The sequence below is a fragment of the Austwickia sp. genome (assembly GCA_016699675.1).
In the GTDB taxonomy this organism is placed as follows: domain Bacteria; phylum Actinomycetota; class Actinomycetes; order Actinomycetales; family Dermatophilaceae; genus Austwickia.
Window position 1 is genome coordinate 1985643 of record CP064985.1, and the last position, 26881, is coordinate 2012523.

Sequence of the window (26881 nt, forward strand, 5' to 3'; positions counted from 1 at the left end):
GCGCGCGGCCGGGGCCGGGTGCCGGGCGCTGAGGTGTCCGGGGCGGCGAGCGGTGCGGCGGGGTCCGGGGGATCGGTGGTCTTGATGGTGGCGCGGATCGTACGCTCGGCTCAAGCAAACCCGGGAACGCGAGACAACTGGACCTCAGGAGGGCGGATGCGCGACCAGTCGTCGCCACCGCAGGTGCTGGACGCGACGGACCGGGCGATCGTCGCGGCGCTCGTGGACGACGGGCGGCTGTCCATGCGCGCCCTGGCCGAGCGGCTGCACATCAGCCGGGCCAACGCCTACGCCCGATTGGACCGCCTCCTGGAGGCCGGGGTGATCAACGGCTTCGCGGCGCGGGTGGCCCACGAGAAGGCGGGGCTGTCGACCACGGCGTACGTCTGTCTGTCCATCGAGCAGGACACCTGGCGCGAGGTGCGCGAGGCGGTGGCGGCGGTGCCGTACGTCGAGCACGTGGCCCTCGTCGCCGCCGACTTCGACGTGATCGCGCTGGTCCGGGCGCCGGACAATGCCACCCTTCGCGAGGTGGTGCTCGAACAGCTCCAGGCCATCAAGGGGGTGCGCAACTCGCGAACCTGGCTGGTCTTCGCCGACCACGAGACGCCGGGCCCTTGGCGCTCCGTGTCGGAGCGGCCGGGGCCCGCGGCGCCGAAGGTCAGCTGACCTCGTTGGGGTTGGCGGGGGCGTGGCCGGTGGACTTCGTGTAGTACTTCGTCCACTGCCGCGACGCCATCATCCGAGCCACCGCGATCACCGCACCGGACGCCACGGCCCAGGCGATGGCCTCCCAGAGCTCGGTGTCGGGGTCCTCGGGGTTGGCCGGCGGGTCGCTCGCCATGACGGCCTTCCAGCCCTTCTCGCTGACCTGCTTGGCCAGCGCGGCCGCGCCGATCGCGGCCCCCGTCCCGATGAGCTTGAACATCCGATCGTTCACGCCGAACTCCTTGTCGCGTCCTCACTGGTGCCCAGATCGCTGCCCAGTCTGCCAGGGCTATCGGGTCGCCGCGCGGCCGGGACGTGCGCTAACCTCGGCGTACACGACAGGGGAGCGCCCCACGGCGCTGAGAGTGCGGAATTCCGCAGACCCTCGCACCTGATCCGGTTCGCACCGGCGTAGGGAGTCGGGAATCTCAGTCGTACGTCGTCCGCGGCGTGCGCCTCCCCCGTTCGGGATCCCCAGGATGCCAACGGGAAGGAACGACACCATGACCACCACCACCTACACCCGCGACCGCGCTCTCGCGCGCGGCGGCCCGTTCGCCTGGCGGGCCGTCGACCTCGTCACCGCCGCGATCCTCGGGGTCGCGTTCGGGGTCGCCTTCATCGGCTGGGATTACCTGCTCAACACGCCGTGGTCCACGCTGACCGCGGGGTTCCCGCCCGCCAGCTCCCTCGCCCTGGGGGTGTGGCTGCTGCCCGCGGTCGCCGGCGCGCTGGTGATCCGCCGGCCCGGCGCGGCGCTGTTCGTCGAGATGGTCGCGGCGCTGCTGGAGTACCTGCTCGGCAACCCCTGGGGCCCCGGCGTTCTGATCTCCGGCCTGCTGCAGGGCCTCGGCGTCGAGGTGGCCTTCGCCCTGTTCCGGTGGCGGGGCTGGCGCCTGCCGCACGCCGTCATCGCGGGCGCGCTGGCCGCGGTGTTCGAGATCGTGCTCTACGAATGGTGGAGCTACGCGGCCGAGTACGCGTGGGGCTGGAAGCTCGCCGTGCTGGCCTTCTCGGTGATCTCCGGTGTGCTCGTGGCCGGCGTCGGCGCGCACTATCTCGTCCGGGCCCTGGCCCGGGCCGGCGCCCTGCGGGCGTTCCCGCCCGGCGCCGAGCTGGCGGCGGCCCCGGAGGACCCGGCGTACGACGCCTTCCCCGCGGCCCGCTGACCGCCATCCCCGCCATCCCCGCCGACCAGCCCCAGCCCGCCGTCACCGGCGGCGCGCTGGGCGCCACCCGCACCACCGGGTCCTCGCGGCCCGCGCAGAGCCCTCGCCCTGCCGCCGCCGCGGAGGCGCCCGCCCGGCTGACGACGCGCGGGCTGACGTTCACCCCGCTCGGCGCACGGGCGCCGGTCGTGCGCGAGCTCGATCTGGACGTCGCGCCGGGGGAGAAGGTGCTGCTCGTCGGGGCCAGCGGGTCGGGCAAGTCCACGCTGCTGCGGGCTCTCGCGGGCGTCCTGGCGGAGATCGACCCCGGCGACCTGCGTGGCGAGGTGCTGGTGGACGGGCGGCCCGTCGTCCCCGGTGACGGCCGGGTCGCCCTGGCGGTGCAGGATCCCGCCGACGCCCGGGTCGCCGGGCGGGTCGGGCGCGACGTGGCGTTCGGCCCCGAGAACCTCGGCCTGCCGCGATCCGCGATCCGCGAGCGCGTGGGGTGGGCGCTGGAGCTGGTGGGTTTCCCGTACGGTCCGGACCGACGCACCGACGCCCTCTCCGGCGGCGAGGCCCAGCGCCTCGCCCTGGCCGGGGTGCTGGCGATGCGACCAGGTGCGCTGCTGCTCGACGAGCCGACCGCGATGCTCGACGCGGACTCGGCGGCGACGGTGCGCGAGGCCGTACGCCGGGTCGTGGAGGCCTACGCCTGCACGCTCGTCGTGGTGGAGCACCGGCTGGAGGGCTGGGTCGACGTGGTGGACCGGCTCGTCGTCCTGGGCGACGGGGGGCGGGTCGTGGCCGACGGGCCGGTCGCGGCCGTGCTGCGCGATCGCCGCGACGACCTGCTGGCGCGGGGGATCTGGGTGCCGGGCGCGCCGGACCCGGAGCCCCGCGACGTACCGGCCGAGCTGGTGGCGCCGCTGGTCGCCGGCGGGTCCGGCGCGGCGGGTGATGCGGGTTCGGCGGCGGAGGCCCTCCTGCGCGCGGAGGGGGTCTCGCTGGCGCGGCGGCCGCGGACGGGGCTTTCCGTCGTACGCCGCGGGCAGGCGCCCGTTCTCGCCGTCGACGCCGTCGACCTGACCTGCGCCGCCGGTGCCATGCACGTGCTGCGCGGCGCCAGCGGGGCCGGCAAGTCGAGCCTGCTGGGCCTGTTGGCGGGGCTGGACCGGCCGACCAGCGGCCGCGTGATCGCGGCGCCGGCTTTGGCCCGGGGGGCGGGCGAGGCCCCCTACGCATGGACGTCGGCGCAGCTCGCCGACCGGATGGGCTGGGTGCCGCAGCGCGCCGAGCTGACGGTCCTGGGCGCGACGGTCGCCGACTCGATCCTGGCGACCTCCCGCGCGCTGGGTCGTGACGACCGGTGGGCGCAGACCCGGGCGCGTGGCCTGCTGGAGCTGCTGGGCCTGCTCCCGGCGGCGGGCCGCGACCCGCACCGGCTCTCCGGGGGGGAGCTGCGGCGGCTGGCCGTCGCGACCGGGCTGGCGCACGGGCCGGCCGTATTGGCGCTGGACGAGCCGACGGTCGGCCAGGACCGACACACGTGGGCGGCGGTCGCGGGGCTGGTTCGGGGGGCGGCGAATGCCGGTACGGCGGCGCCGGTGGCCACCCACGACGCGGCGCTGAGCGCGCTCGCCGACGTGACCACCGAGCTGAGTCGCGGCCGGGTGGCGCGGCGGTCAGGTGGTGCCGGATGAGCGGCCCGAACGGCGTGGACGGGGCGTACGGCGCGGACCGGGCGACCGGCGTGGACCGGGCGACCGGCACGAGCGACGAGCGTGGCGTGACCGGCGTGAGTGGCGGCGGGTGGGGCCCGATCGGGATGCTCGCGCGCTGCGGGCCGCTGGCTCTGCTGGGGGCCTCGTTCCTGCTGGTGGTGGGCGGCCTAGCCCTCTCCGGGCTGCGGCCGGCGCTGATCGCGTTCGGCGCCGAGATCGCGGTGCTGGTGCTGCTGGTCGGGCGGACGCCGTTCCCCTGGTGGCGGCTGCTGCCCGGGCTCCTGGCGTTTGCCTCGGTCGCCTGGTCGAACTGGCTGCTGGCGGTGCCGCGGTCGATCGACGCCGCAGTGGTGGCCGGGGTGCGGGTCGCTTATTTCGTGGTTCCGGGACTGGTCCTGGCCTCGTTCGTCGATCCGGCCGCGCTGGGGGATCATCTCGGCCAGCGGCTGCGCCTGCCGGCGCGTCCGGTGCTCGCCGCGGTGGCGGCGCTGCAGCGGGTCGATGCCTTCGGCGAGGACTGGGACACGCTACAGCGGTCCCGCCGGGCCCGCGGGCTCGGGCCCACGCGCTCGCCGGTGGCGCAGTTCGGGCACTACGCCCGGCTGACGTTCGCGCTGCTGGTCGAGGCGATCCGGCAGGCCGGGCGGATGACCGTCGCGATGGAGGCACGGGGCTATTCGGCGCCGGTGCGGACCGGGCGGCGGCGTACCTGGGCCGAACCCGCCCCGTGGACCCGCTGGGACACGGCTCTCATCCTTGTGGCGCTGGCCCTGGCCGCTCTGCCGACGATCCTGGCCGCGGCCGGGCCGTAGCCGGCCGCCGCCGCGACGGTCCAGGCGTGCGAAGGCCCCGTCCCGGTGAATCCAGCAACCGGAACGGGGCCTTGGCGTGGAGCGGGGTGTGCGTCGCTATATCGTCATCGTCCCCGTGGCGATCTGGTTGACGTGCCCGCCGACGAAGACCACGTCACCGTCCTGAACCTCCAGGTCGAGCACCGAGGGGCGGCCGACCGCGGCGCCCTGGTAGATCCGCCACTTGCCGGTCTCGCCGTGCGAGGACAGCCAGTGCCCGAGGTTGGCCGCGCCGGAACCGGTGGCCGCGACCTCCAAGACGCCGCCGCCGGGCCCGAAGAACATGCGGGAGACGATCGTGTCGTCGTCCTTGCGCGCCCACACATAGACCTGCGGCTCGCAGTTCAGCAGCATCGCGTAGCTGTGCAGCATCCGCGCGTCGAGGTGCGTCTTGTCGACGTCCGCGACGCTGTTCACGGGCAGGACGACCCCGGAGCGGCCCGAGTCGATGACCATGACCTCGTCGCTGATCGCGTTCATCTGCAGCCCCACCAGCGAGGCGAGGATCTGCGGGCTCGACTTGAGCTTGCGGGCCTCACCGGCGCGGGCCTGGATCCGCCAGTTGTCCTTGCCGTACGGCAGGATTGTCAGCGTCCCGGCGTCCGGCCCGCCGCTGAGCCGTAGCTCCTGGCGCGGGTGGCCGAGAATCTCGTCGATCACGTGCGCCGCGCCCAGCGCCGGGCTACCCGCGAGCCGCGCCTGCGGGTGCGAACCGACGTGGCGGATGTCCGCGCTCTGCCCGTCGATGCTGCGGACGAAGACCGTCTCCATCGTGAGCTGCTGGGCGATGGACGCCATGTCCTCATCGCTCACATCGGGGGCGTTGTCGAAGATGGCGACCGCGTTGCCGGAGAAGGGGTCGTTGCTCTCGGCAAACACGTTGATGAGTCGGAAGCTGAGGTCCATTCCTGCAGCCTATTGCCCCACCCGCCCCTGCGGAGCGGCAACGGTCGGGGCAGCTCGCGAGCGGTCAGCCCGCCCTGCGCAACGGGGCGGGAAGGGCCGCCGGGTGCACCGGCGCAACTCCGTGGGCAGCTGCCGCCGCCGGCGCACGATACCGGAACTCCGCGCGCGGACCCCGACCCCGAGCATGGCCTCGATGGCGGCGGCGCAGCGCGGGACCGCGGCCCCGTCGCCGTACGGGTTGACCGCGGTCGCCATCGCCTCGTACGCCGCAGGGTCATCGAGCAGGCGCCGCAGCTCGGCGTACACGTTCTCCTCGGACGTGCCCACCAGCCGCGCCGTACCCGCCTCGACCGCCTCCGGCCGCTCGGTCGTGTCCCGCGCGACGAGCACCGGCTTGCCCAGCCCGGGCCCCTCCTCCTGCAGGCCGCCCGAGTCGGTGACGACGATGGCGCACCGCGCGAGCTCGCCCACGAACGTCAGGTCCAACGGGTCGTGGACCTCGATCGTCGGCACGCCCGCGAACTCGGGCAGCACCGCACGGCGGACGGCGGGGTTGAGGTGCAGCGGCACCACGAACGTGACGTCCGGGCTCTCCAGGGCCACCCGGCGCAGCGCCCGCGCGATGCCGACCATGCGCTCGCCGAGGTTCTCGCGGCGGTGCAGGGTGACGAGCACGCGACGCCGTACGTCGGGTCCCGCGCCCTCCTCCGACGCCGCGCCCCCCGCACCCGCCGCGGCAGCGTCCTCGCGGAGCTGCGCCACCACCTGGGTCAGCGCGTCGATCACGGTGTTGCCGGTGACGACGATCCGCTCGGCGGGCACGTTCTCGGCGCGCAGCGCCGCGCGGTTGCGGGCCGTCGGCGCCAGGTGCAGCGTGGCCAGCCGCCCGATGAGCTGCCGGTTGGCCTCCTCCGGGAACGGCGAGGCCAGGTCGTCGGTGCGCAGGCCGGCCTCGAGGTGCACGACCGGTACGCCGGCATAGAACGCCGCCTGCGCCGCCGCGTTGGCCGTGGACGTGTCGCCGTGGACAACCACCGCGTCGGGACGGTCCGGGTTGCCCGCGGCGAGCAGCGGCGTGAGCCGCAGCAGGGTTTTGGCGACGATGGACTCGATGCCCTGACCGGGTTCGAAGAGCTCCAGGTCGTGCTCGGGGACGATGCCGAACACGTCGTTGACCTGCTGCAACATCTCGCGGTGTTGCCCGGTGACGCAGACGCTCACCCGGACGGCGCCGCGGGCGCGCAGCCCCAGCACGAGCGGCGCGGTCTTGATGGCCTCGGGCCGGGTGCCGTACACGAGCATCACGTGCGGCCGCTGGTCGCGGGTCATGCGGTCGCCTCCTGGCTGCGGGTCTGGACGGTACGGCGTCCGCCGGTGGCGATCCGCACCATCAGATACATCGACAGCCCGAAGAGGATGATGACCTCCAGGGATCCGAGGTAGCGGTGGCCCAGGTCGAAGCCCTGCTGGCCGTGCCAGCGCCACAGCACGACGAGGAGGGCGAGCCGCAGCTGGTTGGCCGCGGCGGCCACGGCCAGCGCGAAGCCGACCCCCACCCCGATGCGCCAGCCGGGGCTGCGGCGCAGCCACAGCAGGAGGGCCGCGCCGAGTGCGCCGAGCGGGACGAGCAGGACGATCGTCGAGCAGAGGGTCGTCAGCCGCATGCCGAGCATCGCGTCGGTGCCGATGCCGGTCCAGACGACGTCCTCGGCCGCCCCGGTGCCCGCGCCGAACAACGGGCGCAACGCGGCGGCGGTCCAGCTCGTCTCGGTCGGGACGAGGCGCGACCAGCACACCAGCAGGGTGGCGGCGACCGCCAGCAGGGCGGCGGCGCCGGTCAGGCGCAGCGCGCGGCGGGTGGTGCTCATCGGTGGGCTCGCGTCAGGGCGAGGTGGGCAGCGTTGGCAGGGTCGGCAGATTTGGCGGCGCGGCCGGTCGCGGTCGCGGTGGTGACGTGGGCGGTGCGTGGCCCTCCGGCGGGGCGCAGGGCCAGCCGCGGCGCGGCGGTCTCGACCGGGGACGGCGCGGGGGCCGACGCCGGAAGCTCGGCACCGACACCGGCCCCGGGAACGCCCGGTTGGGCGTCGGCGAGGCGGGCGGTCTTCTCCCAGCCGGTGCGGCCCTTGGCCAGCCGGTAGACGGAGGAGACGACGTAGATCTGCGGCAGGTACGAATACAGCCAGTAGCCCAGCCCGTGCGCCACGCAGCGCGCCGGCCCGAACCCGCGCTGGCGGCCGTAGATGACCCCCCAGGACGCGAACGGCGCGATCCCGGTGAGCAGCACGAGCGGCAGCACCCAGGCGGCGTTGGTGGCGAACGTGAGCAGGTCGGGGCTGCCGGCGATCCCGAGGGCCACGACGCCCACCGCGACCAGCGGCCAGACGACCATGCCGACGAGTTCCTGGAAGGGGGTCGAGAGGAAGTACGCCATCTCCAGCGTTGCGGCCGGCGTGATGTGCGGGCTGACGGCGACCTCGCGCAGGTAGCGCACGCACTGCATGCCGCGCTGGCACCACCGGGTGCGCTGCCGGATCAGGGCGCGCAGCGTGATCACGGCCTCCTGGCTGACGACGGCCTCGTGCAGGTAGCGGGTCTGCCAGCCGGCGAGCATGAGGTGCAGGCTGAGTTCGTAGTCCTCCAGCAGCGAGCCGTGCCAGGGCTGGCCACCCGCCCCGGCGCCGGTGGCGCCGATCGCGTCGAGCGCGGCGAGCCGGCTGAACTGGCCGTTGCCGCCGAGGCCCACCGAGAGGGTGTAGCCGCGCAGGACCTGCATCGCGGCGATCGTCGTGCGGAACTCGGCGTCCTGGAAGTCGCGCAGGATCCGCCCGAACCGGCTGGTCCCGTCGGGCGCGGCGAACATCTGCACCTGGCACTGGGCGGCGCCTACGGCGGGGTCGGCGAAGACGCCCGCCGCGTAGCCGAGCGCGTCCGGCGCCAGCACCCCTTCGGCGTCGACGACGCCGACGACGACGCGGCCGTGATCCACCGGCGTGGGCCGCTGCGTCAGCCACGCCGAGAGGGCACGGTACGCCGCGTTGAGCGCGTCGCCCTTGCCGGTCTGGGCCTCGGGGAGCGTACGGCGTACCAGGTGGACGTTCCCGTCCGCAGCGGCGGCGGCCGCGACGATGGCCGCGGTGTCGTCGTCGCTGGCGTCGTCGATGACCCAGACGTGCGCCTGTGGGAAGGACTCGCGCAGCCGGGCCAGGGAGGCGCCGATGACGGCCTGTTCGTTGCGGCAGGGGACGAAGAAGTGCCAGTCGTACGCCGTCGCGTCGCCGGTCGGGCCCGGGCGGTGCCGCAGGAAGGGCACGAGCATGAGCACGACGTACAGCAGGAACGAGGTGAGTAGGACGAACGCGAGGGCCTGCAGGTTAGGCGAGAGCGGACACGGGCGGCCTTCCGGTGATGGGTGCGATGCCGGAGGGGCGGCGAGTCTGAGGGAACGAATGCTGTAAATGTCTGCGTAAATCGGCGGTTCGGCAGGGGCGAACGGTACGCCGTGGGTGCGGGCTGCCGGCCGGGCGGTGGTGGCGCCCGGCCGGCGATGGCCTCTCAGCCGCCGTGGCGCCGCTTCACGATGCTCAGCATGAGCAGGCCCGCGCCGAGCAGCACGGCGCCGAGCAGCGCGAGCACGATGACCCCGGACCCCGTGACGGGCAGCAGGGTCGCGCCGCCGGCCGCGACGGTCGCGCCGCCGGTCAGGGTCGGCGTGGAGCTGGGAAGACCACCCGCGTACATCAGCGCACCTGCTCCTGGTTGCCCGGGCGGCGGCGGGTCACGAGGAACGCCGTACCGCCGGCCAGCGCGAGCGCCGCGGCGCCCCCCGCGAGCTTGGGGCCGGCGACCGGGATCGGCTCGGGGTCGGGGGCGTTGGTGACCTTGCCGCAGGTCACGATGCCGAGCGCGACGTCGCCGGTGATGGCCTCGGAGAGCAGCTTCTTCGGCACGTTGTAGTAGGTGTGCATGCCGATGACCTGCAGCTGGCCGTTGGCGAGGGTGGTCTGCTCGTTCCAGACGACCTTGATCTCCCACTTGTCGGTGGGCGCCGTGGTGCCGAAGGGCTTGCCGCCGGTGTAGTAGACGGTGGTGCCGGGCGCCGGCATGTTGCCGATGCCGGCGGGCACGGAGGCGTCGATCTGCACCGACCCGCTCGGGGTGCCCTTGGCGTCGCTCAGGCACTGCACGCGCAGCACGCTGGAGCTGGCCGAATACGTCTGAGCCCGGGTCGTTCCCGTCACCGGCGCGGCCAGTTTGACGTAGGCGCGGGTGTGGTACGGCGAGTCGGCGTACGACTGCGCCTCGACGTACTGCAGCCCCGTCGAGATGTTGGCGCGGCCGCTGCCGGTGAGCCCGATCTTGCCGATGCCCGCGTCGGTGACGGGGTTGGTGGCGCTGTTGGCGGTGGCCGCCGTGCCGCTGCTGCTGAACGGCGAGGTCTGGACGCCGAGGGTCCAGCCGGTGGCTGTGGCCGCGCCGGGCCCAGCCGCCGCGAGGGCGAGCGGGGCGGCGGCCAGCCCGGTGACGGTGACCACCGCGGTCGCGCCGAGCAGGCGCGAGATGCTGCGTTTCATGCGAGTACTCCTGGATCCGCCCGGAGGTTTCCGGGGCGAGTGGCGAGCCGATCCCTCCGGCCGCATCCGGGCAGGGCGGGGCCCCCGGCGGCATGACGGGACGAGGCCCACGGGGCGTGGGCGTGAAGATCGGTGAGGGCCGGATGCCGCGACTGCGGGCATTCGACCGGGCTTCCCCCGCGATGGCGCGAGGGCGCTAGAGCCGAGCTGGGATTGAAAAGACCGGGCGGCGATTCGCGCACCGGGCGGGCCGGCGAATGCGCTGCCGCTGCGGCGGTCAGGTCAGCCGGTGAGTAGCCCCGCGTCCGTACGCCGGAGCGGGCGCGACGAATGCGTCGCGTGAAACGTCAAGGCCATTCCCCGTGATGGCGGACATGCTTTTCCCCCAAGCATCGATGTCGATATCCCCCGCGGGAATCGTGGCCGCCGGCGTTTCCCGAATCCCCATCCGGGCCGACCGGGGCCGTGGCCCTCGATCGGGATGCCTGCGCCGCCGCATCCGACTACTCCACGGTAGCCTGAACGCGCGTCCCGGACAACCGTCCGGGGCTCATCTGGGATACAAGTCGGTGCTGGTCAGAGGCCTAAAGGGGCCGGAAATGCCACGAGGCGCGGCCCACCGGATCCCCATCCGGTGGGCCGCGCCTTCGTGGCCTTGCGACTGGCCGATCCGTCGGCCTGCGCTTTCCCCTGTGCCCGTCGCGCCTCTCCCCAGATGCGCCGCGGGCCGTGCTTCCCCAGAGTCCGTTCGCTCGTTCCCCAACGAGGGCCGGACGTTTTCTGTTTTCCCCAATGTCACCGCTGCAAGCGCCGCTCGATGCGGTGACGATCTTGTTCACGGAGGGTTTCCCCAGGCCGTGTGTCCATAGTCGGACGTCTGTCACGCACTGTCCACCCAAGGGTCTGCAAGGTTAGTCAAGGCATCGTAAAGTGTTAAGGATTTAATCTTCAATCGCCCTGTGTTCACAAGGGATTTGAGGTCAACTTACGAAACCCGGAACTTAATGAGCGATGTGAAGGCAGCTCACGGGGGCTCGCGCGGCGCCGGATATGTCCGATTCAGGCCGTCCGGACGGGGACCTCACGAACGGTCAGGATCTGCTCGGATCGACCGACGGCGCCCCGCTCGTCGTACAGCTTGGAGGACGTCAGCCCCACCCCGGTCTCCCCGAAGATGACCTCGGTGTCGAAGCCGACCCAGCCGGGCGTGGGATTGCGGAACAGGTGGATCGTGAGGTCCAGGTTCGGGAACATCCATTCGGCCGGATGCGCGCGCGTCGCAATGCCATTGGCCGTGTCGACCAGCGTGATGAAGCCCGCGACGGGGCTGGTCTCCTCGCCTGCCACCAGCGCCTTGTCGGTGCTGATCCAGGCCATGCCGCTGCCCGGCTGGTTGCCGGCCACGGTGCGGAAGTCCAGCGAGGCGATGTACCCGCCGTCCCAGGTGTCCGACCCGGGCCAGGGCTCGAGGGTGTCGGGCGCCGGGAGCCCGTCCCAGAAGCCGCCGGCCACCTCCGCGGTGTCCTGGCGCGACAGCCGCCACCCGGTGGCCCGCACGACGTCGCGTCCCAGGATGGTCATGGTGGCCTCGACCAGCTCAATCGTGCGGCCGGGCCGGATCGTCCGCACCGTGATGGCCGAGGGCGCGGCGGGGATGAGGCCGAGAATCTCGTACGTCACCCGGGACAGCTGCAGGTCAGGGCGCGGGTCGTGGGACTCCATGACGTGCGCGAGCAGGCCGGCCACCGGGGCCATGTGCTGCTCGTGGGCGTTCCAGGCGCCCTGCGTGTGCAGGGTCGGCATGTAGACCTCGTTGCCCAGCGGCGTGTAGTACGCCGGCGTGCTGGCGTCGAGTTCGGGCAGGTCGGCAGGCAGCGTCACGAGGGTCACGATGCCAGAGGTCCGACCGCGCCGTCGCGGCATCCCGGACGGCGTACGGTGAACGGTCGTTAATGCTGGCCTGGACGGTGCCCAAACCCGCCGTCGCTCACGACGGGTCCGCCGGGGACGTCTGGAGCGCGGGGTTGTAGCGCAGCGAGTTGGGCCGGCAGGCGCACTCGGTGGCGATCCGGATCGAGTCCGCGATCCGGCCCTCGCCGCGCAGCCGCTGCAGCGCCGGGACGACGCGGTCGCGCAGGTTCCACGGGTCGATCGTGTTGAGGTAGATCTTCGTGCCGCCCTCGAACCCGGCCAGGGTCGAGACCCGCCACTTCAGCCCCACCCGCCAGGGCATCGGCAGGTCCTGGTCCGGCGGCTGGTAGTGCCACTCCTCGTTGCACGGGATCTCCGGGCCGGTCGCGGCGTGGCAGGCGTGGATGAGGTCGGACATCCCGCGCTGCTCCGCGGCGGTGTGCTCCCAGGGTCGGCAGCGCGGCGAGGTCGAGTAAATCTCCAGGGTGGGGTAGCGGTGCCCGAACCCGGCGAAGGCCACCGCGTGCTCGTTCTCGGCCACGACGAGGTTGTGGTAGCCCGCGTAGTCGACGGCCATCTCGTTGTAGAGGTTGTGGTTCACGCGGAGGCGCTGCAGCTCCAGCTCGGTCTGCACGCCGCGTTCGTCGATGGCCACGAGCTGCTTGTGCAGGTGGTCGAAGCTGGCGCCGGCGGGCTTGAGCCAGTTCTGGAAGACGGCGACGTAACGGGCGTAGCGATTCGCGTCGTACAGGTCCCGCAGCGCGGTGATCGTGAAGGACGTGTACGCCGCGTGCTCGGCGGGGCTCAGGGTGCCCGAGCTGGCCAGCTGATCGTCGGTGGTGGCGCCGCTGACGTAGTGCCGCCTGGCGACGATCACGTCGTGGCCGCCCCCGAAGAAGCCGGCGCACTCGGCCAGCTTCTCGTCCTGGCTGCGGGCCGCCCACTCGGCGTCGGTGTGGCCGGCGGCCGACCAGCGCTGGTGCGCGACGCGCAGGACGTGCTCGCGACCGGCGGGCGAGGCCAGGTAGCGGCGGCGGTGCTCGTCGGCCTCGGGCGGCATGGTGTAGCCGTAGTTCTGGTGCCAGTAGTCGTAGGAGACGATCTCGAAGAGGTTCGGGATGCGCCGGAACTCGGCCACGGTGGCCCCGATGTCCTCGGCGTCGATCCGCCGCAGGATCCGCCAATGCTCGCTGTCCGCCCCGCCGTACCCGCCGCCCTCCCGGACCAGTCGGGCCTTCTCGGGGGGCGTCTCCAGGTAGCGGCACTCGCAGAAGGCGCAGTACCGGCCGTGATGGGTCGCGTCGAGGGGCCGCGGGTCGGGGTGCGGTACGCCGAGCGGGCGGTGGCCGCGGCCCGGGACGGTCCAGACCTCGGTGCCGGAGAACGGGTTGACCTGCTTGACGGTCCCGTCCGCCATGGTGGCGAGCGGGTCGGCCATCGGCGCGTACGGCTGGAGCACGCTCTCAGCCTAGGCGGGGCGCCCTTCGCTACATGCGGATGTCGGCGCGCGAGCGGCCGTGCGCGTCCAGCCAGGACACCGCCTTGACCATGAACTCGCCCGAATAGGGGTTGCGGTAGCCGGCGCGGCCCGCGTTCTGCTGCTGCAGCTCGGCAGCCGCGTTGCGCAGGTAGACGCTCGTGACCTCCTGGTGCGGGGCCAGGTTGCCGGTGCGCCGGTCCAGGGCGAGCTGCAGCGCGAACGCGCTCGCGGAACCCGGCCGGTCCGTGAAGCCCGGCTCGATCTTCTCGCCGGTCACCTCGCCGAGCATGTGCTTGTCGGAGTCCGTGAGATAGCGGTAGTCGTTGAGCACCGAGAAGCGATTCGCCTTGTCGGCGCGGGTCGCGGCGGTGGCGGCGGCGCGCTGGGAACGCTCCGGGGCCTCCTCGGGCCGCGTGCCCGACAGCGGGACGAGCTGCACCCGCGAGGAGCTGCTGGCGGACCCGACGGACGTCGCGGGGACGTTCTGCGACGGCGGAATTCTCATGGTGCTGCCTCCGGGGGGGGACGACGGCATGGCGGACTGACACCTGCCTCATCGACGGACTTGGTTGCCACTGAAGCTTTTTCGCGAAACGGCCCGAGTGGGCGCGCGCGGTCGCGCGGGATCGGGCAGGTCGCGGCGGGTGCCGGGGCCTCACGAGGGGCCGGCCGTCCGTCGGGGATACTGGGCACGCCATGCCGACCACGCAGCCCGAACGTCCCAACCTTCCCGATCGGCCCGAACTGCCGGATCAGCTCGATCAGCCTGCCGCCGCGACCGCCGGGGTAGCCCCGCCCGCGCCCGCCGGGGCAGCCCCGCCCGCGACCGCGCGGGCGCGGCTGCCCCGCGAGGTGTGGGTGCTGGTCGCCGCCGCGTTCTGCGTCGCCATTGGGTTCGGGTTCGTGTCGCCCGTGCTCCCGGCGTACGCGCGCAGTTTCGACGTCGGCATGCAGGCGGCGGCCGCGATCGTGAGCGTTTTCGCGCTGATGCGCCTGGTGTTCGCGCCGGCCGGCGGGGCGCTGATCGGGCGCTTCGGGGAGCGCGCGATCTACATGACCGGCCTCGTCGTGGTCGCTCTGTCGACCGGGGCGTGCGCGCTCGCCAACGACTACTGGCACCTGCTGCTCTACCGCGGGCTCGGCGGCATCGGCTCCACGATGTTCACGGTCTCGGGCGTGGCGCTGCTCGTGCGGCTCGCGCCGCCGACGCTGCGCGGGCGGGTGGCCAGCCTGTACGGCGCCGGCTTCCTCGTCGGCAGCATCCTCGGGCCGGTGCTCGGGAGCCTGATGCTTGGGCTCGGCTACCGGACGCCGTTCGTCATCTACATGGTCACGCTGTTGGCCGCGGCGGGCGTGGTGGCGGCGTTCCTGTCGGGTACGTCGTTGCGGCCGGCGCCCGGGAGCACGCCGCTGCCGGTGATGACGCTAGGGGAGGCGATGGGGGACGGGGCGTACCGGGCCTTGCTCGTGTCCGGATTCGCCAACGGCTGGGCCAACTTCGGCGTCCGGGTCGCGCTGTTGCCGCTGTTCGCGGCCGTCACCCCCGGGCTGGGCATCGCCTGGGCCGGCATCGCGCTGACGGTGTTTGCGGTGGGAAACGGGCTGGCGCTCACCCTGGCCGGGCGGGCCGTGGACGAGGTGGGGCGCAAACCGTTCCTGATAGGGGGGTTGCTCGTCAACGGGTTGGCGACCTCTGCCATGGGCTTCTTCCCGCACCCGGCCGTGCTCGTGGCGGTTTCGCTGGTGGCCGGGTTGGGGGCGGGAGTCCTCAACCCCGCGCAGCAGGCCGCGGTCGCCGACGTCGTCGGCAACGAGCGGTCCGGCGGGAAGGTGGTGGCGGCGTACCAGATGGCCCAGGACGCCGGCGCGATCGTCGGCCCGATCCTCGCGGGGCGCATCGCGGATTCCTGGGGTTTCGGCTGGGCGTTCGCCCTCACCGGCGTCCTGACCTGCGCGGCGCTAGTCGCCTGGCTCCCAGCGCGCGAGACGCTGCCGCGCCACGGCTGACCCGGGCTGGCCGGCGAAGAGCGAGCGGCTGGCTGCGATTCCCGCCCGTCACCCGTCGCCCGTCGCCCGTCACCCGCGACGACCAATAACCCGCGCATCCGCCGGCTTCGGGCCGGCAGCGGAGGTATTGATCGTCGCGCGTGACGCCGCACCGTTCCGTACCCCTACCCGTGCCGGGCATCCGCCGGTTTCGGGCCGGCAGCGGAGGTATTGATCGTCGCGCGTGACGCCGGCCCGGCCCCATACCCGGTGTACTCGCACCGAAGCCCGGCCCGGCGCGTCGAAGCCCAGCCCTGCACACCGAGTGACCGTTCGTGACCTGCACGTTAGGTGCCATGGCACCCAAAGCGCAGGTCACGAACGGTCGGTCGAGCCGGGTGTTGCGATTGGCTGAACGGGGTCAGCGGGTGGCGCGGCTGGTCGGCGTGGCGGGCGCCGAGCCGGTCGCCGTGGGCGCGACCGTGGTGGTGCTGAGCCCGGCCATCGACTGACCGATCTCGTAGGCGTCGATCAGCCACGGGTGCTCGGCGTCGCCCTTGACGAGCAGCAGCTTGTATGTGCGCTTGAGGATCCGGTCCTGCCTGCGCCCGGCGCCGTCGACCATGTGGGTGATCAGCCCGGTCTCGAACCCCATGCCGAGGCGATTGACCCCGTCGCTGCCCTTCACGACCCAGGTGACCGGCTTGCCGACGGCGAAGTCCGTCGCGCGAGCCGAGGCCGCGGGGTCGAACTTCAGCCCGTCGCGGTCGCCCCACGCGAGGGTCGTCAGCGCGGAGATGCGTCGGCCGCTGGCGCCGGCGATGTCCTGCGACTTCACGAGCTCCGCCACGTCCTTGTCCCACTGGGTCTTGAGGGCGGGGGAGAGGTACGGCGCCACGAACGCGAAGTCGTTCGTGGTGTAGCCGGTCTTCTTGGCGGCCAGGTCCGTGAAGCCGATATCCCGGACGGTGCCGCCGGTGAGGCAATAAGCCTGGGCGACGCCTGAGGCGGTGAACACTTCGGGCGCCTCGCCGGTGACCTGGTCCGTCCACTGCGCGGGATCGCAGGCCATGGCGGCGGAGGCGGCCGACGGTCCGGTTGCACCCGGCGTTTCGGACGCGGCGGCCGTGCCGCTCGTGGTCGGGCTGGCGGCGCTGCTCGAGGCGGCAGCGGTGGGGGTCGTGGCCGGGGCGGGCGGCGCCTGGGTCAGCAGGGCGCCCACCGTGGGGACCGTGAGCGCGAGGCCTCCCGCCACGACCGCGAGCGCGCCTCCGGCGTAGGCCACCTTGGCCCAGCGCGGCGTCACCTTGCGCGGCTGCTTGGGGTGGGACGCCCGCCCGTCGTGCTGCGGGCGGCCCGCCGCGCCGGGGGGCGCCTTCCTGGAGGACGGCGTGGATGTTGAGGACGTTGGGGATGCCGAGGAGGGCACGGACGGGACAGCCGGCGCCGCTGGCGGAGTGCGCGGTGAGGTTGCGGGGGCGGCCGCCAGCGACGAGGTGGCGTCGGTTCCGAGCGGCCCGCGGTTGGTCTGGGCCGCCAGGCGCGCCGCCCGAACCGCGCTGGATTCCCGCTGCTCGGCGGCGGCGCGGACCGCCGCCAGGCGCGCCGCGGCGACCTTGTCCGCGGCGATCTTCTCGGCCGCCCGCCGCTCGCGGTCGGCCCGGGTCGCCGGAGACGCGGCGCTCTGGCCGATCGCCTTGCGGGGGCGCGCGAGGCGTTCCGCCGCCGCCTGCGCGGCAAGCAGCTGCAACCGGGCCGCGGCCGCGGCGGGGTCTTCGTCGTCGACAAGTTCGGCGAGCGGCGGGTCCGCCGGCTTCGCTCCGGTCGCAGAGGCTGCCGAGGCCGCGCTGGTCATCGAGGCCGCGCCGGTCGTCGACTTCGCGCCGGTCGAAGAGTCCGGGGCGTCCGGCGTCGCGGGGATGCGCGCCGCGATCGGAGCGCCTGCCGGGGCCGGAGCGTCCCCCGGGGTCGGTGTGCTCGGCAGCGCCGGCGTGGGGGCGGCCCCGCCGGCAGCGCCGAAAGGCGCCACCGGGGGATCGTCGGTCTGTGGCGCCCCGCCGTACGCGCGATGCGCCACGTGCCGCGACGGGCCCGACTCGCCGCCGGGACCGGGGTCGCGACGATCCGGGCGAGGCGCGTCGGCGGAGTCCGCGCCTGGCGACCCGGCCGGAACCGGCGGCTCGGACGTCGTCGGTCCCGGGTCCGGGTCCGCGGGAAGCGCGTCGTCGGCGTCGGGGAACGGAAGGGTCGGTACGTCGGGCGCGGCCGGGGTGGCCACCGACTCAGATGCGGGCATCGGCTCGGGCTGCGCCCGATCAGGCGTCGGGGCGGGCGGTTCCTCGACGTACTCCGCGAGGACGGCGTCCTCGATGTCGGGGTACGCGCGGACGCCGTACGGTCGGGGATCGTACGGGCCGGTCAGCGCCTGCGCCCACGGCTCGGGCGCGGCGGCCGGTGGCTGCGCGCCGTGCCACTGCTCGGCCTGCAGCCGGCGGCGGCGCTCGGCGCGGGTCTCGCCCAGGTACGGCTCGTCGGCGCGCGAAGTCATGTGTCCCTCCCGGCGACTGTCGGGGCCCGGATGCCGTTCGCTCTCAGTCGCCGTCCTCGGGGTTCCTATCGGCCGCCGCCCCGGTTCGGTTAGCCGCGCGGGGCCGGTCGCGCGGCCACACGCCCGCTGAATCGCCTTGTGCGCCAGCAGACGTCGTGGCGAGAGGACGCGCCGAGCCGACCGCGCCGCGGGTGCGCGAGGATGGGCCCATGACTGCCGACCAGAGCGCTGGAGCCGACGCAATCGCCGTCCCGGAGGACATCCTGGCGCTGGCTCGGAGCGCCCGGCGGGTCGTCGTCCTCTCCGGGGCGGGCATGTCGGACGAGAGCGGGGTGCCGACGTTCCGGGACGCCCACACGGGACTGTGGGAGAAGTTCGACGCGGACTCCCTCGTGACCCGCGAGGCGTGGGAAGAGGACCCCGACCTGGTCTGGGGCTGGCACTGGTGGCTCGCCCGCCTGGTGCGGGCGGTGCAGCCGCACGCCGGCCATGCCGCCCTCGCGGACTGGGCGCGGCGGGTCCGGGTCGACGTGATCACCCAGAACGTCGACGACCTGCACGAACGGGCGGGCTCGGAGGTGCTCGCCCACCTGCACGGCAACCTCTTCACGTTCTCCTGCCACGACTGCGACGCCGGCTACGACCTCGAGGTGACGCCCCTGGAGGAGGGGGAGGCGATGCCCGAGCGGATCGACCCGCCCGCGTGCCCGGACTGCGGCGGCAACGTGCGCCACGACATCGTCCTGTTCGGGGAGCGCCTCCCCGCGGGGGCCTTCGACACGGCGCTCGACGCCCTGCTGGCGGCGGACCTGTGCCTGGTCGTCGGCACGTCGGGCATCGTCCAACCGGCCGGCGCCCTGCCCGACATCGCGCGCGGCCACGGCGTACCCGTCGTTGAGATCAACCCCAACGACACCGCGCTGTCCTGGGGCGTCGACCACGTCTGGCGGGAGACCGCCGGGCGCGCGCTACCGGCGCTGGTCGCCGCGGTGCTGGCGGCCGACCCGGCCTGACCCCCAGTCACCGCACGGGGCCGCGCCGCGTCACCAGCGGCCGGTGACGACCGTGCCCTGGTGGTACGCCGAGACCCACGCGCCGCCGACTGCCTCGCTCGGAAGGGCGCTCGAATCGGGATTGCCCGCTGTCTCGCCTCGCCGCCAGATCGTCGCGCGCCGGGTCCGCCGTTCGCCCTGGATGAGCAGGTAGGTGAGCAGGTATACGCCCGGGCCCAGCTCGCGCAGCTCCTCCTCGGCGGTGGCCCACGGCGGGTCGGTGCCCAGGTCGCCGTAGGCGCTCGGGTCGCCGGCTGCGCGACGCCGTACGACGTCCCAGATCACGTCCACGTCGAAGCTACCGCCCGAGGCGCCGACCTCCCAGTACCCGGCGACGACGCCAGACTCGAACTGCTCGCGCGACGTCCCCGGCCCCGGGAAGTGCAGCAGCCGCTCCCGGGCCATCAGCTCGGTGCGCAGCGCGTCGGGCGCGGTGGGTACGTCGTACGGGTCCATCGACCTATCCCAGCACGGGCTGGGGCAGTCCCGCTTCGAGCAGCTCGAAGACGGTGTCGAGGTCGGCCCGCATGTCGTCGCTGGTCGTGGCGTGGCGGGACCGGCGCTGCGCGAGGGCGGTGCCGACGGCGGCCAGGGCGACAGCGACGACGAGGCGGGGGTAGGGGTCGACGTCGGGGTCGACGCCGACCCGCCGCGCCACCGACGCGGTGAGCGACTCCTGCAGGTTGCGGCTCACGCCGGCCATCGCCACAGCCAGCTCCGGGTGCTGGACCATGAGGCGCTTGGTGTGCCGGCGCAGCTCGGGCTCGGCCGCGGTCGCGACCAGGTGCTCGGTGAGGACCGCCCGCAGGGCCGCGGGCGGCGGCTCGTCGGCCGGCCGGTCATCGAACGCGTCGGCCAACCGATCGGCGAGGTCGGGCGGGGCGCCGACCAGCGCGGCCTCCTTGGTGGGGAAGTAGTTGAAGAACGTCCGCGGCGAAACCTCGGCCGCCGCGGCGATGTCGTCGACCGTGACCGCCTCGACGCCCCGAGCCACGGCCAGCCGGAGCGCCTCCAGGTGGATGCGGCGCCGGGTCTCGCGCTTCTTGCGTTCCCGCAGGCCCTCGTCGCTCACGGCGCCTCCTCTCCGGGTCTGGTCGTCGTCACGCGCCCCCAGTGTGCCGGAATAACTGCAGGCACTGCAAAGTTGCAGCGACTGCAAATTTCTCCGTACCCTGATCGGGTGCGCCACCGCGCCCGCCGTACCGAATTTCGTTGCAGGAGGACCCCGTGAGCGCCGCCGCGCCCGAGACCACCCCGACCGAGGTCGGCGCCGCCGACGCGCCGTACCGGTTGAGCCCTGAGCACCGCCGGGTGTTCATCGGCCTAATGATCGGCATGTTCGTGGCCTCGGTCAGCCAGACCATCGTCGGGCCGGCCATGCCGCGGATCGTCGCCGAGCTGGGCGGCATGGACCACTACAGCTGGATCGCCGTGGCCGCGATGCTCGTCTCCGCGGTCACCGTGCCGATCGTGGGGAAGCTGTCGGACCTGTACGGGCGGCGCGCGTTTTATCTCGGCGGCCTCGTGACGTTCATGGTGGGCTCGCTGGTGGCCTGGCAGGCGCAGAACTTCGGCATGCTCGTCGCCGCCCGGGCCATCCAGGGCCTCGGCATGGGCACGCTGATGCCGCTGTCGCAGACGATCATCGGCGACATCATCCCGCCGCGGCAGCGTGGCAAGTACCAGGGCCTGATGGGCTCGGTGTTCGGCCTGACCTCGGTCGCGGGGCCGCTCGCGGGTGGCTGGATCACCGACACCTGGGGCTGGCGCTACCTCTTCCTCGTCTCGATCCCGTTCGGGATCGTCGCGCTGTTCGTCATCGGCGCCTTCCTCAAGCTCGACCAGCCGCGCCGCGAGGCCAAGATCGACGTGGCCGGCATCTGCACCCTGACCGTCGGCCTCGTGCTCACCCTGCTGGCCACGAGCTTCGGCGGGTCCACCTGGGCGTGGGGCTCGGTCGAGGTCATCACGTCGTACGTCGTGGGCACGCTCTTCCTCGTCGCCTTCGTGTTCATCGAGCGCCGCGCCGAGGAGCCGGTCCTGCCGCTGCGGCTGTTCCGCAACCGGACCTTCACGCTGTCCGTGCTGGCGTCGTTCTTCATCTCGATGATGATGTTCGGGGCGATCATCTACATCCCCGTCTACGCGCAGGGCGTCCTCGGCGTCAGCGCCACCAACTCGGGCCTCATCCTCATGCCGCTCATGGTGGCGCTCGTGGTGGTCGGCATCCTCGGCGGCATGATCATCACCCGGACCGGCCGCTACAAGGAGCTGTGCGTCCTCGGCGTCGTCGTCATGGGCGTGGGCTACTCCCTGCTGACCCGGATGGGGTACGACTCCACCCAGACCCAGCTGACCCTCGCCATGGCCGTCGTCGGCGTCGGGCTCGGCGCGTGCATGCAGGTGTTCACGCTCGTCGTGCAGAACAACCTGATGCGCGCCGACATGGGCGTCGGCACCGCCGCCGTCCAGTTCTTCCGCAACGTGGGCTCGACGGTCGGCATCGCCGTCTTCGGCACGATCATGACCACGCGGATGCCCGGCGCGATCGCCACCCACCTGCCGCCGCAGGTCGCCGCGCAGATGAAGCCGGGCTCGGTCAACGCCGGTTCGGTGCTCGATCCGGGCGCGCTCGCGAAGCTGCCGCCGGTGGTGGCAGAGGCCGTACGTCGTGGGCTCGCCGACTCCCTGCACGACGTCTTCCTGGCCGCCCTGCCGCTGGCCGCCGTGGCGCTCGTGCTGACGCTCGGCATCAAGGCGATGCCGCTGCGCGACACGATCCACTCGGCCGAGGACACCGGCCGGGAGATGCTCGACGCGATGGGCTCGGCGTCGCCGACCGGGGACGGCCTGGTGCCGGCGCTGGGCCGGGACTCCGCGCCGTCGCGGACGAAGGAGCGCCTGCTCGGCGTACAGCTCGGCCTCCTCGCTGACGAGGCGCAGCGCGGCGACCGGCCGCTGCTCGCCCAGGCCATCGCGGACCTGGGGGACGGCGACCTGGAGCGCGGGGTGGCGCTGCTGGGGCGGACCGCGGTGATGCTGACCACCGAGGACGTGGACACGGCGGCCAAGGCGGAGAAGTACGCCGCCGAGGTCGTCGCCCGAGGGGAACGGCCGGGCGGGGTGCTGTCCGAGGACCTGCGGCGTACGCTGGCGACCGCCTCCGCGCGGCAGGCCGAGGACCTGGTGCTGACGACCGTGGAGCCGCGGGTGCTGGACCGGTACGAGGGGGTCGACTTCCAGAGCCTGTTCTCGGTCAACACGGACCTGACGGCGGCACTGATGCTGGACATCCGCCGGATGCGGGACATGCTGGCGACCTGACCCCTCGCAACCACGGTTGCGGGGCCCGTTACCACGACCGCCCTCCGAGGGGCAGAAACCGGCACCATGGTTGCGGAGACCGTCACCATGGTGACCGGGAATCGGCTCAGGTCGCCCAGGCCGGCCAGCGGCTCGGGGGGTCCTCCCCGACGGCGGCGGCCGCGAGGTCGTTGAGCAGCGAGGATCCCCGGTCGTAGTACGACTCGTGGCCCATGTTGAGCCGGGTCCAGGTCCGGCCACCGTCGGGGTACGACGCCAGATGCGGCACCGCCCCCAGCAGCTTGACGCCCGGCATCTTGGCCACGTCCGGCCCGAAGATCTGCAGCCGCGTCACGATGTCGCCGGTGGCGACCGCGGCGTACAGCTTGCCCTCCGGCAGCAGCAGCTTGTCCACGGTGTCGGTGAACAGCCCCGGGCAGCCGGTGATGATCGCGGCGTCGAACACGTCGGTCTCCTGCATGGCCAGCCCGAGCACGGAGGCGCCGTAGCTGTGTCCGGAGGCCACCAGCCGGACGTGCGGCCCGACCAGCGCGCGCAGCCCCTTAGCGCACTGCACCAGCAGCGGCGCGGCCTCGCGCGCGTACCGGTCGTCGACCGCCTCACCCGGCACGATCCAGCGAATCCCGCTCTCGCCGAGGGCGCGTCGGGCGGCGACGTCGTACGGCGCCTGGTAGCCGATCCAGTCGACGACCGCCACGCCGTCGGTGCCGCCCAGGGCGGCCCCAGCGATGCGGCCCGCCTCCTCCCGCAGCGCCGACATCCAGGTGGCCTCTCGGTAGAGGCGCAGGTCGACGGTGGTCGTCGTGCCGGGGACGTGCAGGATCACCGTGTGGGCCAGCGGTAGGTCGCCGAGGACCACCGCCGTACGCAGCGGGTAGGCGCGCGCGTCGAGCAGGTAGAGGCCGCGCTGGTGCAGCGGCGTCGTGATCTCGTCGAGGGCGGCGAGCGACTCGGCCGGCACCACCGAGTCGGGCACGCCGAGGTCCTCTTCGGGCGGGCTGAGCAGCGCCCGCAGCTTGAGGAGCCCGCGCAGGTCGCGCCGCTCCCGATCCTCGACCGACTCGCTCATGGCGTCCGCGGGCAGCGGGCCCGAGTCGGGCGCGGCCGCCGCGGCCATCTCGTCCTGGATGCCGGCGGCGCGGGCGTGGATCTCCTCGGCGAGGATCGCCATGTTCGCACGGTGCCGCACCTCGGCGGGGATGCCGTCGGTGCGGCCGCACCAGTGGCTGAGCCGCTCGATCACGACGGCCCGGTCCGGGTTGCTCAGGTCGTGCCACCAGTCGGCGACCACCTCGGGGTTGTCGCCGCTGGGGACGAGCGGCAGCCGGTGGCCGCTCACGTCGACCTCCGGGAACCGGGCGGCCGCCTGGGCGGCCTCGGCCCGCATCAGGTCGGGCATGGCGTCGACGGTCATGAGCATGACCTTGAGCCGGCGGTGCCGCAGCTCGTCCGCCAGCGTCTCCTCGATGTGTCCCCACCCCCGGCGCCGCTCCGCCTGCCGGATGAACTGCCCGTGCAGCTCCGCGCACCGCGCCAACGCGTCGGAGAGGTCGGTCGCCGCCTGGTCGAGGGCCTTCGACAGCCGGGCGACCGGTTCGGCCTTCGCGACGTCCGCGACGGAAGCCGGCGCGGGCTGCGTCGCCGCGGGTTGCGCGGCCGCGGGTTGCCTTGCCGCGGACGGCAGTACGTCGTGCGCCGGCTCGCCTTCCGAGCCGGCCCCTCCTACCGGCACGGCCCCGTGGTCGCCAACCGACGCGCGACGACTCGGCGCCGCCGGAGCGGCAGGCTCCGCGGCCGCGGCCTCGAGGGCTGCGGCGGCCTTGTTCGGCGCGGTGGCCTTTCGGGTGGTGGCCCACCGGGGCCGCCGGGGTCCGGGGACGTCCGTGGGTTGCATGTCCGCCCCCTCCGACCACCGGGAACGACCCCGCCGCTTTGAGGGTCGTCGTGCTGATGCGTTCGGGCCACCGGTTGCCGTACTCGGCGTGGTCACCCTCGTGACCCCTATGTTACCCACGAGTCAAGCAATGTGTCGCCCGACGCGGGCGCGAGATGCGATCGACGCCGGCTCGCTCACGGCGCGAGCCGGCCCTCTGGTCCAGTCGCATGCGGCGGTTCCCGATGGACCGTTCGTGACCTGCGCAAAGGGTGCCAGGGCACCTAAAGGCCTGGTCGTGAGCGGTCGTCCTGGGGATAACTTGCCGGGGTGGTGTGGCGTGACCGTTCGTGACCTGCGCAAAGGGTGCCATGGCACCTAAAGGCCTGGTCGTGAGCGGTCGTCCTGGGGATAACTTGCCGGGGTGGTGTGGGCGCCTGCCGTGCGCAGCGGCGCAGAGCCCGCGCGAACCATCGCCGCCCCGTCCTAGTCCTCGTCGAGGGCGAACAGGTGCCGCACGAACTCGCCGTACCGGCGCAGCGCCCCGTCCCCGGCGTCCGCGAGCGCGGGGGAGACCTGGTCCAGCTGGAAGAAGCCGTGCACCAGGTCCTCGTAATGCAGGTGCTCGCAGGGCACCCCGGCGGCGCGCAGCCGCGCCGCGAACCAGAGGCCGTCGTCGCGCAGGGGATCGTGCTCCGCCGTGACGACGAAGGCGGGGGGCATCCCGTCGAGGGACGCGTACGCCGGGCAGACCCACGGGTCGAACCGGTCGGCCCGGGCGGGGACCCATTGCTCGACGTACCACTGCAGGTCGTCCCGCTCCAGGCCCCAGCCGCGGCCCTTCTCGGCGACGCTGGCCGACGTCAGTGTGAGGTCGGTGTTGGGCGTCATCAGCAGCAGGTGGCCGGCGGGCTCGGCCAGGCCCTGCCGGGCGGCGTCGCGCAGCCGGACGGCGGCGGCCGCGGCGAGCAGGCCACCGGCGGAGTCGCCCGCGAGGCCGACGCCGGCGCGTTCGTCGCCGCCGAGCAGACCGAGCGTCGCGTCGGCCCACTGGCAGGCGCGGACCACGTCCTCGACGGCGGCGGGGGCCCGGTATTCGGGGGCCCGCCGATAGTCCACGGAGAGCACGGTGACCTGGGCGTGGTAAGCCAACCGGCGGGCCAGCCGGTCGTGCGTGTCGAGGTCGCCCATGACGAAGCCGCCGCCGTGGGCGTAGACCACGACGGGCAGGGTGCTCAGCTGGGGCCGGTAGAGCCGCGCGGTGAAATGGTCGCCGAGGTCGTGGTCCTCCACGACCGCCAGCTCCGGTCCGGGGGCCGCGCCCTTGGCGTTCGCCCGGCTGGCGAGCCGCAGTCGCGCGGCGCCCATCCGGGCGGCCATCGGTTCGCTGGCGCGAAGGGCGGCGACCCAGGCGCGCAGGGCGTCGTCGGGCTCGGTGCGCATGCCCTCGGGCTTGCCCAGCGCCGGCGTCGAATCCGTCCCCACCCAGGCAGATTACCGGTTGCCCGCAGCCGCTCCCGCCACGCCCGGCCCGCTCACGAGGCGACGGCGGCGCGCGCCTCCGGGAGCGTGAACGTCACGGTGGTGCCGCCCCAGGCGTTCCCGTCGGCGCTGATCCGGCCGCCGTGCCGGGTGACGATCGCCTGGCACAGGGCCAGCCCCAGGCCGATCCCGGACCGCCCGGAGGCGGCGCCCTCCGCGGAGCGTTCGAACGGCGCAAACACCCGCTCGCGGTCCGCCGGGTCGATCCCGATCCCCCGGTCGGCCACGCTGACGCGGACCCAGCCGGGCGCCGCATCGGCCGCGGTGCTGATGCGGATGCGGGGCGGCTCGCCGGGGCGGGCGTACTTCACGCTGTTGGCCACGAGGTTCGCCAGCACCTGCCGCACTAGGGCGGGGTCGGCCATGACCACCGCCGCCAGGTCGATGTCGACGTCGATCTCGGCCTGCCGCTCGCCCACGGCGTACATCGACGTCACCTCCGGGACCAGCCCGGCGAGGTCGACGACCGCGGGCCGCAGCGTGCCCTCCCGGGTGACCGTGTAGGCGAGATAGTCGTCGATGAGCTGGCGCATCCGCCAGCCGACCTCGCGGGCCCGGTCGAGGGCCTCGCGGCCGCGCGCGGCGTCCGCGACCACCTCGTCCTCGGCCACGTCCATCCACAGCGCCAGCGACGCGAGCGGGTTCTTCAGGTCGTGGGCCACGGCGGCGGCGAAGGTCTCCAGCTGCGCGGTGCGCCGCTCCTCAGCCGTGACATCGCAGAGCACGACCAGGGTGAGCGGCGGGTCGAGGTGCCCGAGGGCCTGGGCGGCGACGGCGTACACGAGGTCCGCCCCGTCGCGACGCCCCTCGCCCGCGGGCCGCCGCACCCGGACGTGGACGGGCTCGCGGGTGGGGTTGACCAGGCGGGTCAGTTGGGTCTGGCTGAGGTCGGTGCCGTCGAGGGCGCGCAGGCCGTACGCCGTGGGCCAGGGCGGCTCGGCCTCTCCTGCCGGTCCCGGCGGCGCGGCGGGTGGGCCGAGCAGCCGGCGCGCGGCCGGATTGGAGATCAGGATGCGACCCCGCCGATCGGCCAGGATCACCCCGTCGTCCACGGTGCGCACCACCGTCTCGAGCAGGGCGTTCTCGGCCGCCTCCTGCGCCGCCCGCGGCGGCGGTGCGGGCGCTGAGCCGCGCGGTGCTCTCGCGCAGCGCCAGGATGATGAAGCCGAGCAGCACTGAGATGGTCATCAGCTGCTCCATCACCAGCGAGGACGGCAGCCACGCCGCCTCGTCGAGGCGTGACCACGCGGTCCGCGC

23 protein-coding genes and 1 riboswitch are annotated in these 26881 nt (G+C 73.5%); of the genes, 7 read left to right on the forward strand and 16 right to left on the reverse strand.

Going from position 1 to position 26881, the window contains the following annotated elements:
- The first annotated feature begins 156 nt into the window (after positions 1 to 156).
- Positions 157 to 669 carry an Lrp/AsnC family transcriptional regulator gene (locus IPK37_09070; GenBank protein QQS02433.1) on the forward strand — a complete coding sequence of 171 codons (513 nt, stop codon included), beginning with the start codon at positions 157 to 159 and terminating at the stop codon, positions 667 to 669.
- On the opposite strand, the gene IPK37_09075 is transcribed toward IPK37_09070, so the two are convergent.
- Positions 662 to 940, reverse strand: coding sequence for a DUF4235 domain-containing protein (locus tag IPK37_09075; GenBank protein QQS02434.1), 279 nt, complete (start codon positions 938 to 940; stop codon positions 662 to 664). The two genes, IPK37_09070 and IPK37_09075, sit on opposite strands and share 8 nt — an antisense overlap.
- 98 nt (positions 941 to 1038) lie before the next feature.
- A riboswitch (TPP riboswitch) is annotated at positions 1039 to 1143 on the forward strand.
- A 68-nt stretch (positions 1144 to 1211) separates the two neighbouring features.
- On the opposite strand from IPK37_09075, the gene IPK37_09080 reads away from it, so the two are divergent.
- From IPK37_09080 to IPK37_09090, 3 genes are all read left to right on the forward strand, one after another.
- Positions 1212 to 1877: an ECF transporter S component gene (locus tag IPK37_09080; GenBank protein QQS02435.1), complete on the forward strand. Its 666-nt coding sequence runs from the start codon at positions 1212 to 1214 to the stop codon at positions 1875 to 1877.
- A gap of 137 nt (positions 1878 to 2014) precedes the next feature.
- A complete protein-coding gene (locus IPK37_09085; protein ID QQS02774.1) occupies positions 2015 to 3559 on the forward strand; it encodes an ATP-binding cassette domain-containing protein in 1545 nt (514 codons plus the stop codon).
- 125 nt (positions 3560 to 3684) lie between these two features.
- Entirely contained in the window at positions 3685 to 4392 is a 708-nt protein-coding gene (locus IPK37_09090; protein ID QQS02775.1) for an energy-coupling factor transporter transmembrane protein EcfT, read from the forward strand.
- Positions 4393 to 4488: 96 nt separating this feature from the next.
- Here IPK37_09090 and IPK37_09095 read toward each other — a convergent pair whose 3' ends face one another.
- The 9 genes from IPK37_09095 to IPK37_09135 all read right to left on the reverse strand — a co-directional run bounded on the left by IPK37_09095 (position 4489) and on the right by IPK37_09135 (position 13804).
- The gene (locus IPK37_09095) at positions 4489 to 5337 is read right to left on the reverse strand and encodes a PhzF family phenazine biosynthesis protein (protein QQS02436.1); all 849 of its coding nucleotides are present in this window, start codon (positions 5335 to 5337) and stop codon (positions 4489 to 4491) included.
- Between the two features lie 9 nt (positions 5338 to 5346).
- Positions 5347 to 6666, reverse strand: coding sequence for a UDP-N-acetylglucosamine 2-epimerase (non-hydrolyzing) (wecB, locus tag IPK37_09100; protein QQS02437.1), 1320 nt, complete (start codon positions 6664 to 6666; stop codon positions 5347 to 5349).
- A complete protein-coding gene (locus tag IPK37_09105) occupies positions 6663 to 7205 on the reverse strand; it encodes an archaeosortase/exosortase family protein (protein ID QQS02438.1) in 543 nt (180 codons plus the stop codon). The genes wecB and IPK37_09105 overlap by 4 nt, the downstream gene beginning before the upstream one ends.
- Complete coding sequence (locus tag IPK37_09110; protein QQS02439.1) at positions 7202 to 8653, reverse strand: glycosyltransferase; 1452 nt, start codon at positions 8651 to 8653, stop codon at positions 7202 to 7204. Before IPK37_09110 ends, IPK37_09105 begins: the two co-directional genes overlap by 4 nt.
- 236 nt (positions 8654 to 8889) lie before the next feature.
- Positions 8890 to 9075 (reverse strand): LPXTG cell wall anchor domain-containing protein, encoded by a 186-nt coding sequence (locus IPK37_09115; protein QQS02440.1) that lies wholly within the window; start codon positions 9073 to 9075, stop codon positions 8890 to 8892.
- A complete protein-coding gene (locus IPK37_09120) occupies positions 9075 to 9908 on the reverse strand; it encodes a hypothetical protein (protein ID QQS02441.1) in 834 nt (277 codons plus the stop codon). The genes IPK37_09115 and IPK37_09120 overlap by 1 nt, the downstream gene beginning before the upstream one ends.
- A gap of 1059 nt (positions 9909 to 10967) precedes the next feature.
- Complete coding sequence (locus IPK37_09125) at positions 10968 to 11831, reverse strand: thioesterase family protein (GenBank protein ID QQS02442.1); 864 nt, start codon at positions 11829 to 11831, stop codon at positions 10968 to 10970.
- A 64-nt stretch (positions 11832 to 11895) separates the two neighbouring features.
- Entirely contained in the window at positions 11896 to 13236 is a 1341-nt protein-coding gene (locus tag IPK37_09130) for a DUF4921 family protein (GenBank protein ID QQS02776.1), read from the reverse strand.
- A gap of 70 nt (positions 13237 to 13306) precedes the next feature.
- On the reverse strand, positions 13307 to 13804 hold the full coding sequence (locus tag IPK37_09135; protein ID QQS02443.1) for a hypothetical protein: 498 nt from the start codon (positions 13802 to 13804) through the stop codon (positions 13307 to 13309).
- 191 nt (positions 13805 to 13995) lie between these two features.
- Here IPK37_09135 and IPK37_09140 point away from each other — a divergent pair, with 191 nt between their 5' ends.
- The gene (locus IPK37_09140; GenBank protein ID QQS02444.1) at positions 13996 to 15306 is read left to right on the forward strand and encodes an MFS transporter; all 1311 of its coding nucleotides are present in this window, start codon (positions 13996 to 13998) and stop codon (positions 15304 to 15306) included.
- Positions 15307 to 15706: 400 nt separating this feature from the next.
- Here the strand turns inward: IPK37_09140 and IPK37_09145 are convergent, their stop codons facing one another.
- Positions 15707 to 17833 (reverse strand): hypothetical protein, encoded by a 2127-nt coding sequence (locus tag IPK37_09145; protein QQS02445.1) that lies wholly within the window; start codon positions 17831 to 17833, stop codon positions 15707 to 15709.
- 209 nt (positions 17834 to 18042) lie between these two features.
- On the opposite strand from IPK37_09145, the gene IPK37_09150 reads away from it, so the two are divergent.
- On the forward strand, positions 18043 to 18846 hold the full coding sequence (locus IPK37_09150) for an NAD-dependent protein deacylase (GenBank protein ID QQS02446.1): 804 nt from the start codon (positions 18043 to 18045) through the stop codon (positions 18844 to 18846).
- Between the two features lie 30 nt (positions 18847 to 18876).
- Here IPK37_09150 and IPK37_09155 read toward each other — a convergent pair whose 3' ends face one another.
- The gene (locus IPK37_09155; GenBank protein QQS02447.1) at positions 18877 to 19341 is read right to left on the reverse strand and encodes a DUF4440 domain-containing protein; all 465 of its coding nucleotides are present in this window, start codon (positions 19339 to 19341) and stop codon (positions 18877 to 18879) included.
- Positions 19342 to 19345: 4 nt separating this feature from the next.
- Positions 19346 to 19957 (reverse strand): TetR family transcriptional regulator, encoded by a 612-nt coding sequence (locus IPK37_09160; GenBank protein QQS02448.1) that lies wholly within the window; start codon positions 19955 to 19957, stop codon positions 19346 to 19348.
- A 254-nt stretch (positions 19958 to 20211) separates the two neighbouring features.
- On the opposite strand from IPK37_09160, the gene IPK37_09165 reads away from it, so the two are divergent.
- Positions 20212 to 22209 carry an MFS transporter gene (locus IPK37_09165; GenBank protein QQS02777.1) on the forward strand — a complete coding sequence of 666 codons (1998 nt, stop codon included), beginning with the start codon at positions 20212 to 20214 and terminating at the stop codon, positions 22207 to 22209.
- Between the two features lie 106 nt (positions 22210 to 22315).
- Here the strand turns inward: IPK37_09165 and IPK37_09170 are convergent, their stop codons facing one another.
- The 3 genes from IPK37_09170 to IPK37_09180 all read right to left on the reverse strand — a co-directional run bounded on the left by IPK37_09170 (position 22316) and on the right by IPK37_09180 (position 26688).
- On the reverse strand, positions 22316 to 23941 hold the full coding sequence (locus IPK37_09170) for a hypothetical protein (protein QQS02449.1): 1626 nt from the start codon (positions 23939 to 23941) through the stop codon (positions 22316 to 22318).
- Between the two features lie 627 nt (positions 23942 to 24568).
- Positions 24569 to 25525, reverse strand: a complete 957-nt coding sequence (locus IPK37_09175; protein ID QQS02778.1) for an alpha/beta hydrolase — start codon at positions 25523 to 25525, stop codon at positions 24569 to 24571.
- A 92-nt stretch (positions 25526 to 25617) separates the two neighbouring features.
- Positions 25618 to 26688, reverse strand: coding sequence for a PAS domain-containing sensor histidine kinase (locus tag IPK37_09180; GenBank protein QQS02450.1), 1071 nt, complete (start codon positions 26686 to 26688; stop codon positions 25618 to 25620).
- Between the last annotated feature and the right edge of the window lie 193 nt (positions 26689 to 26881).

Excerpts from the sequence above, each read along its gene's own strand:
- wecB (QQS02437.1), bottom strand. The coding sequence starts at position 6,666 with ATGACCCGCGACCAGCGGCCGCACGTGATGCTCGTGTACGGCACCCGG.
- IPK37_09150 (QQS02446.1), top strand. The coding sequence starts at position 18,043 with ATGACTGCCGACCAGAGCGCTGGAGCCGACGCAATCGCCGTCCCGGAG.
- IPK37_09155 (QQS02447.1), bottom strand. The coding sequence starts at position 19,341 with ATGGACCCGTACGACGTACCCACCGCGCCCGACGCGCTGCGCACCGAG.
- IPK37_09125 (QQS02442.1), bottom strand. The coding sequence starts at position 11,831 with ATGCCGCGACGGCGCGGTCGGACCTCTGGCATCGTGACCCTCGTGACG.
- IPK37_09120 (QQS02441.1), bottom strand. The coding sequence starts at position 9,908 with ATGAAACGCAGCATCTCGCGCCTGCTCGGCGCGACCGCGGTGGTCACC.
- IPK37_09105 (QQS02438.1), bottom strand. The coding sequence starts at position 7,205 with ATGAGCACCACCCGCCGCGCGCTGCGCCTGACCGGCGCCGCCGCCCTG.
- IPK37_09135 (QQS02443.1), bottom strand. The coding sequence starts at position 13,804 with ATGAGAATTCCGCCGTCGCAGAACGTCCCCGCGACGTCCGTCGGGTCC.
- IPK37_09115 (QQS02440.1), bottom strand. The coding sequence starts at position 9,075 with ATGTACGCGGGTGGTCTTCCCAGCTCCACGCCGACCCTGACCGGCGGC.
- IPK37_09080 (QQS02435.1), top strand. The coding sequence starts at position 1,212 with ATGACCACCACCACCTACACCCGCGACCGCGCTCTCGCGCGCGGCGGC.
- IPK37_09070 (QQS02433.1), top strand. The coding sequence starts at position 157 with ATGCGCGACCAGTCGTCGCCACCGCAGGTGCTGGACGCGACGGACCGG.
- IPK37_09090 (QQS02775.1), top strand. The coding sequence starts at position 3,685 with ATGCTCGCGCGCTGCGGGCCGCTGGCTCTGCTGGGGGCCTCGTTCCTG.
- IPK37_09130 (QQS02776.1), bottom strand. The coding sequence starts at position 13,236 with ATGGCGGACGGGACCGTCAAGCAGGTCAACCCGTTCTCCGGCACCGAG.
- IPK37_09145 (QQS02445.1), bottom strand. The coding sequence starts at position 17,833 with ATGACTTCGCGCGCCGACGAGCCGTACCTGGGCGAGACCCGCGCCGAG.
- IPK37_09140 (QQS02444.1), top strand. The coding sequence starts at position 13,996 with ATGCCGACCACGCAGCCCGAACGTCCCAACCTTCCCGATCGGCCCGAA.
- IPK37_09175 (QQS02778.1), bottom strand. The coding sequence starts at position 25,525 with ATGCGCACCGAGCCCGACGACGCCCTGCGCGCCTGGGTCGCCGCCCTT.
- IPK37_09095 (QQS02436.1), bottom strand. The coding sequence starts at position 5,337 with ATGGACCTCAGCTTCCGACTCATCAACGTGTTTGCCGAGAGCAACGAC.
- IPK37_09165 (QQS02777.1), top strand. The coding sequence starts at position 20,212 with ATGATCGGCATGTTCGTGGCCTCGGTCAGCCAGACCATCGTCGGGCCG.
- IPK37_09110 (QQS02439.1), bottom strand. The coding sequence starts at position 8,653 with ATGCTCGTGCCCTTCCTGCGGCACCGCCCGGGCCCGACCGGCGACGCG.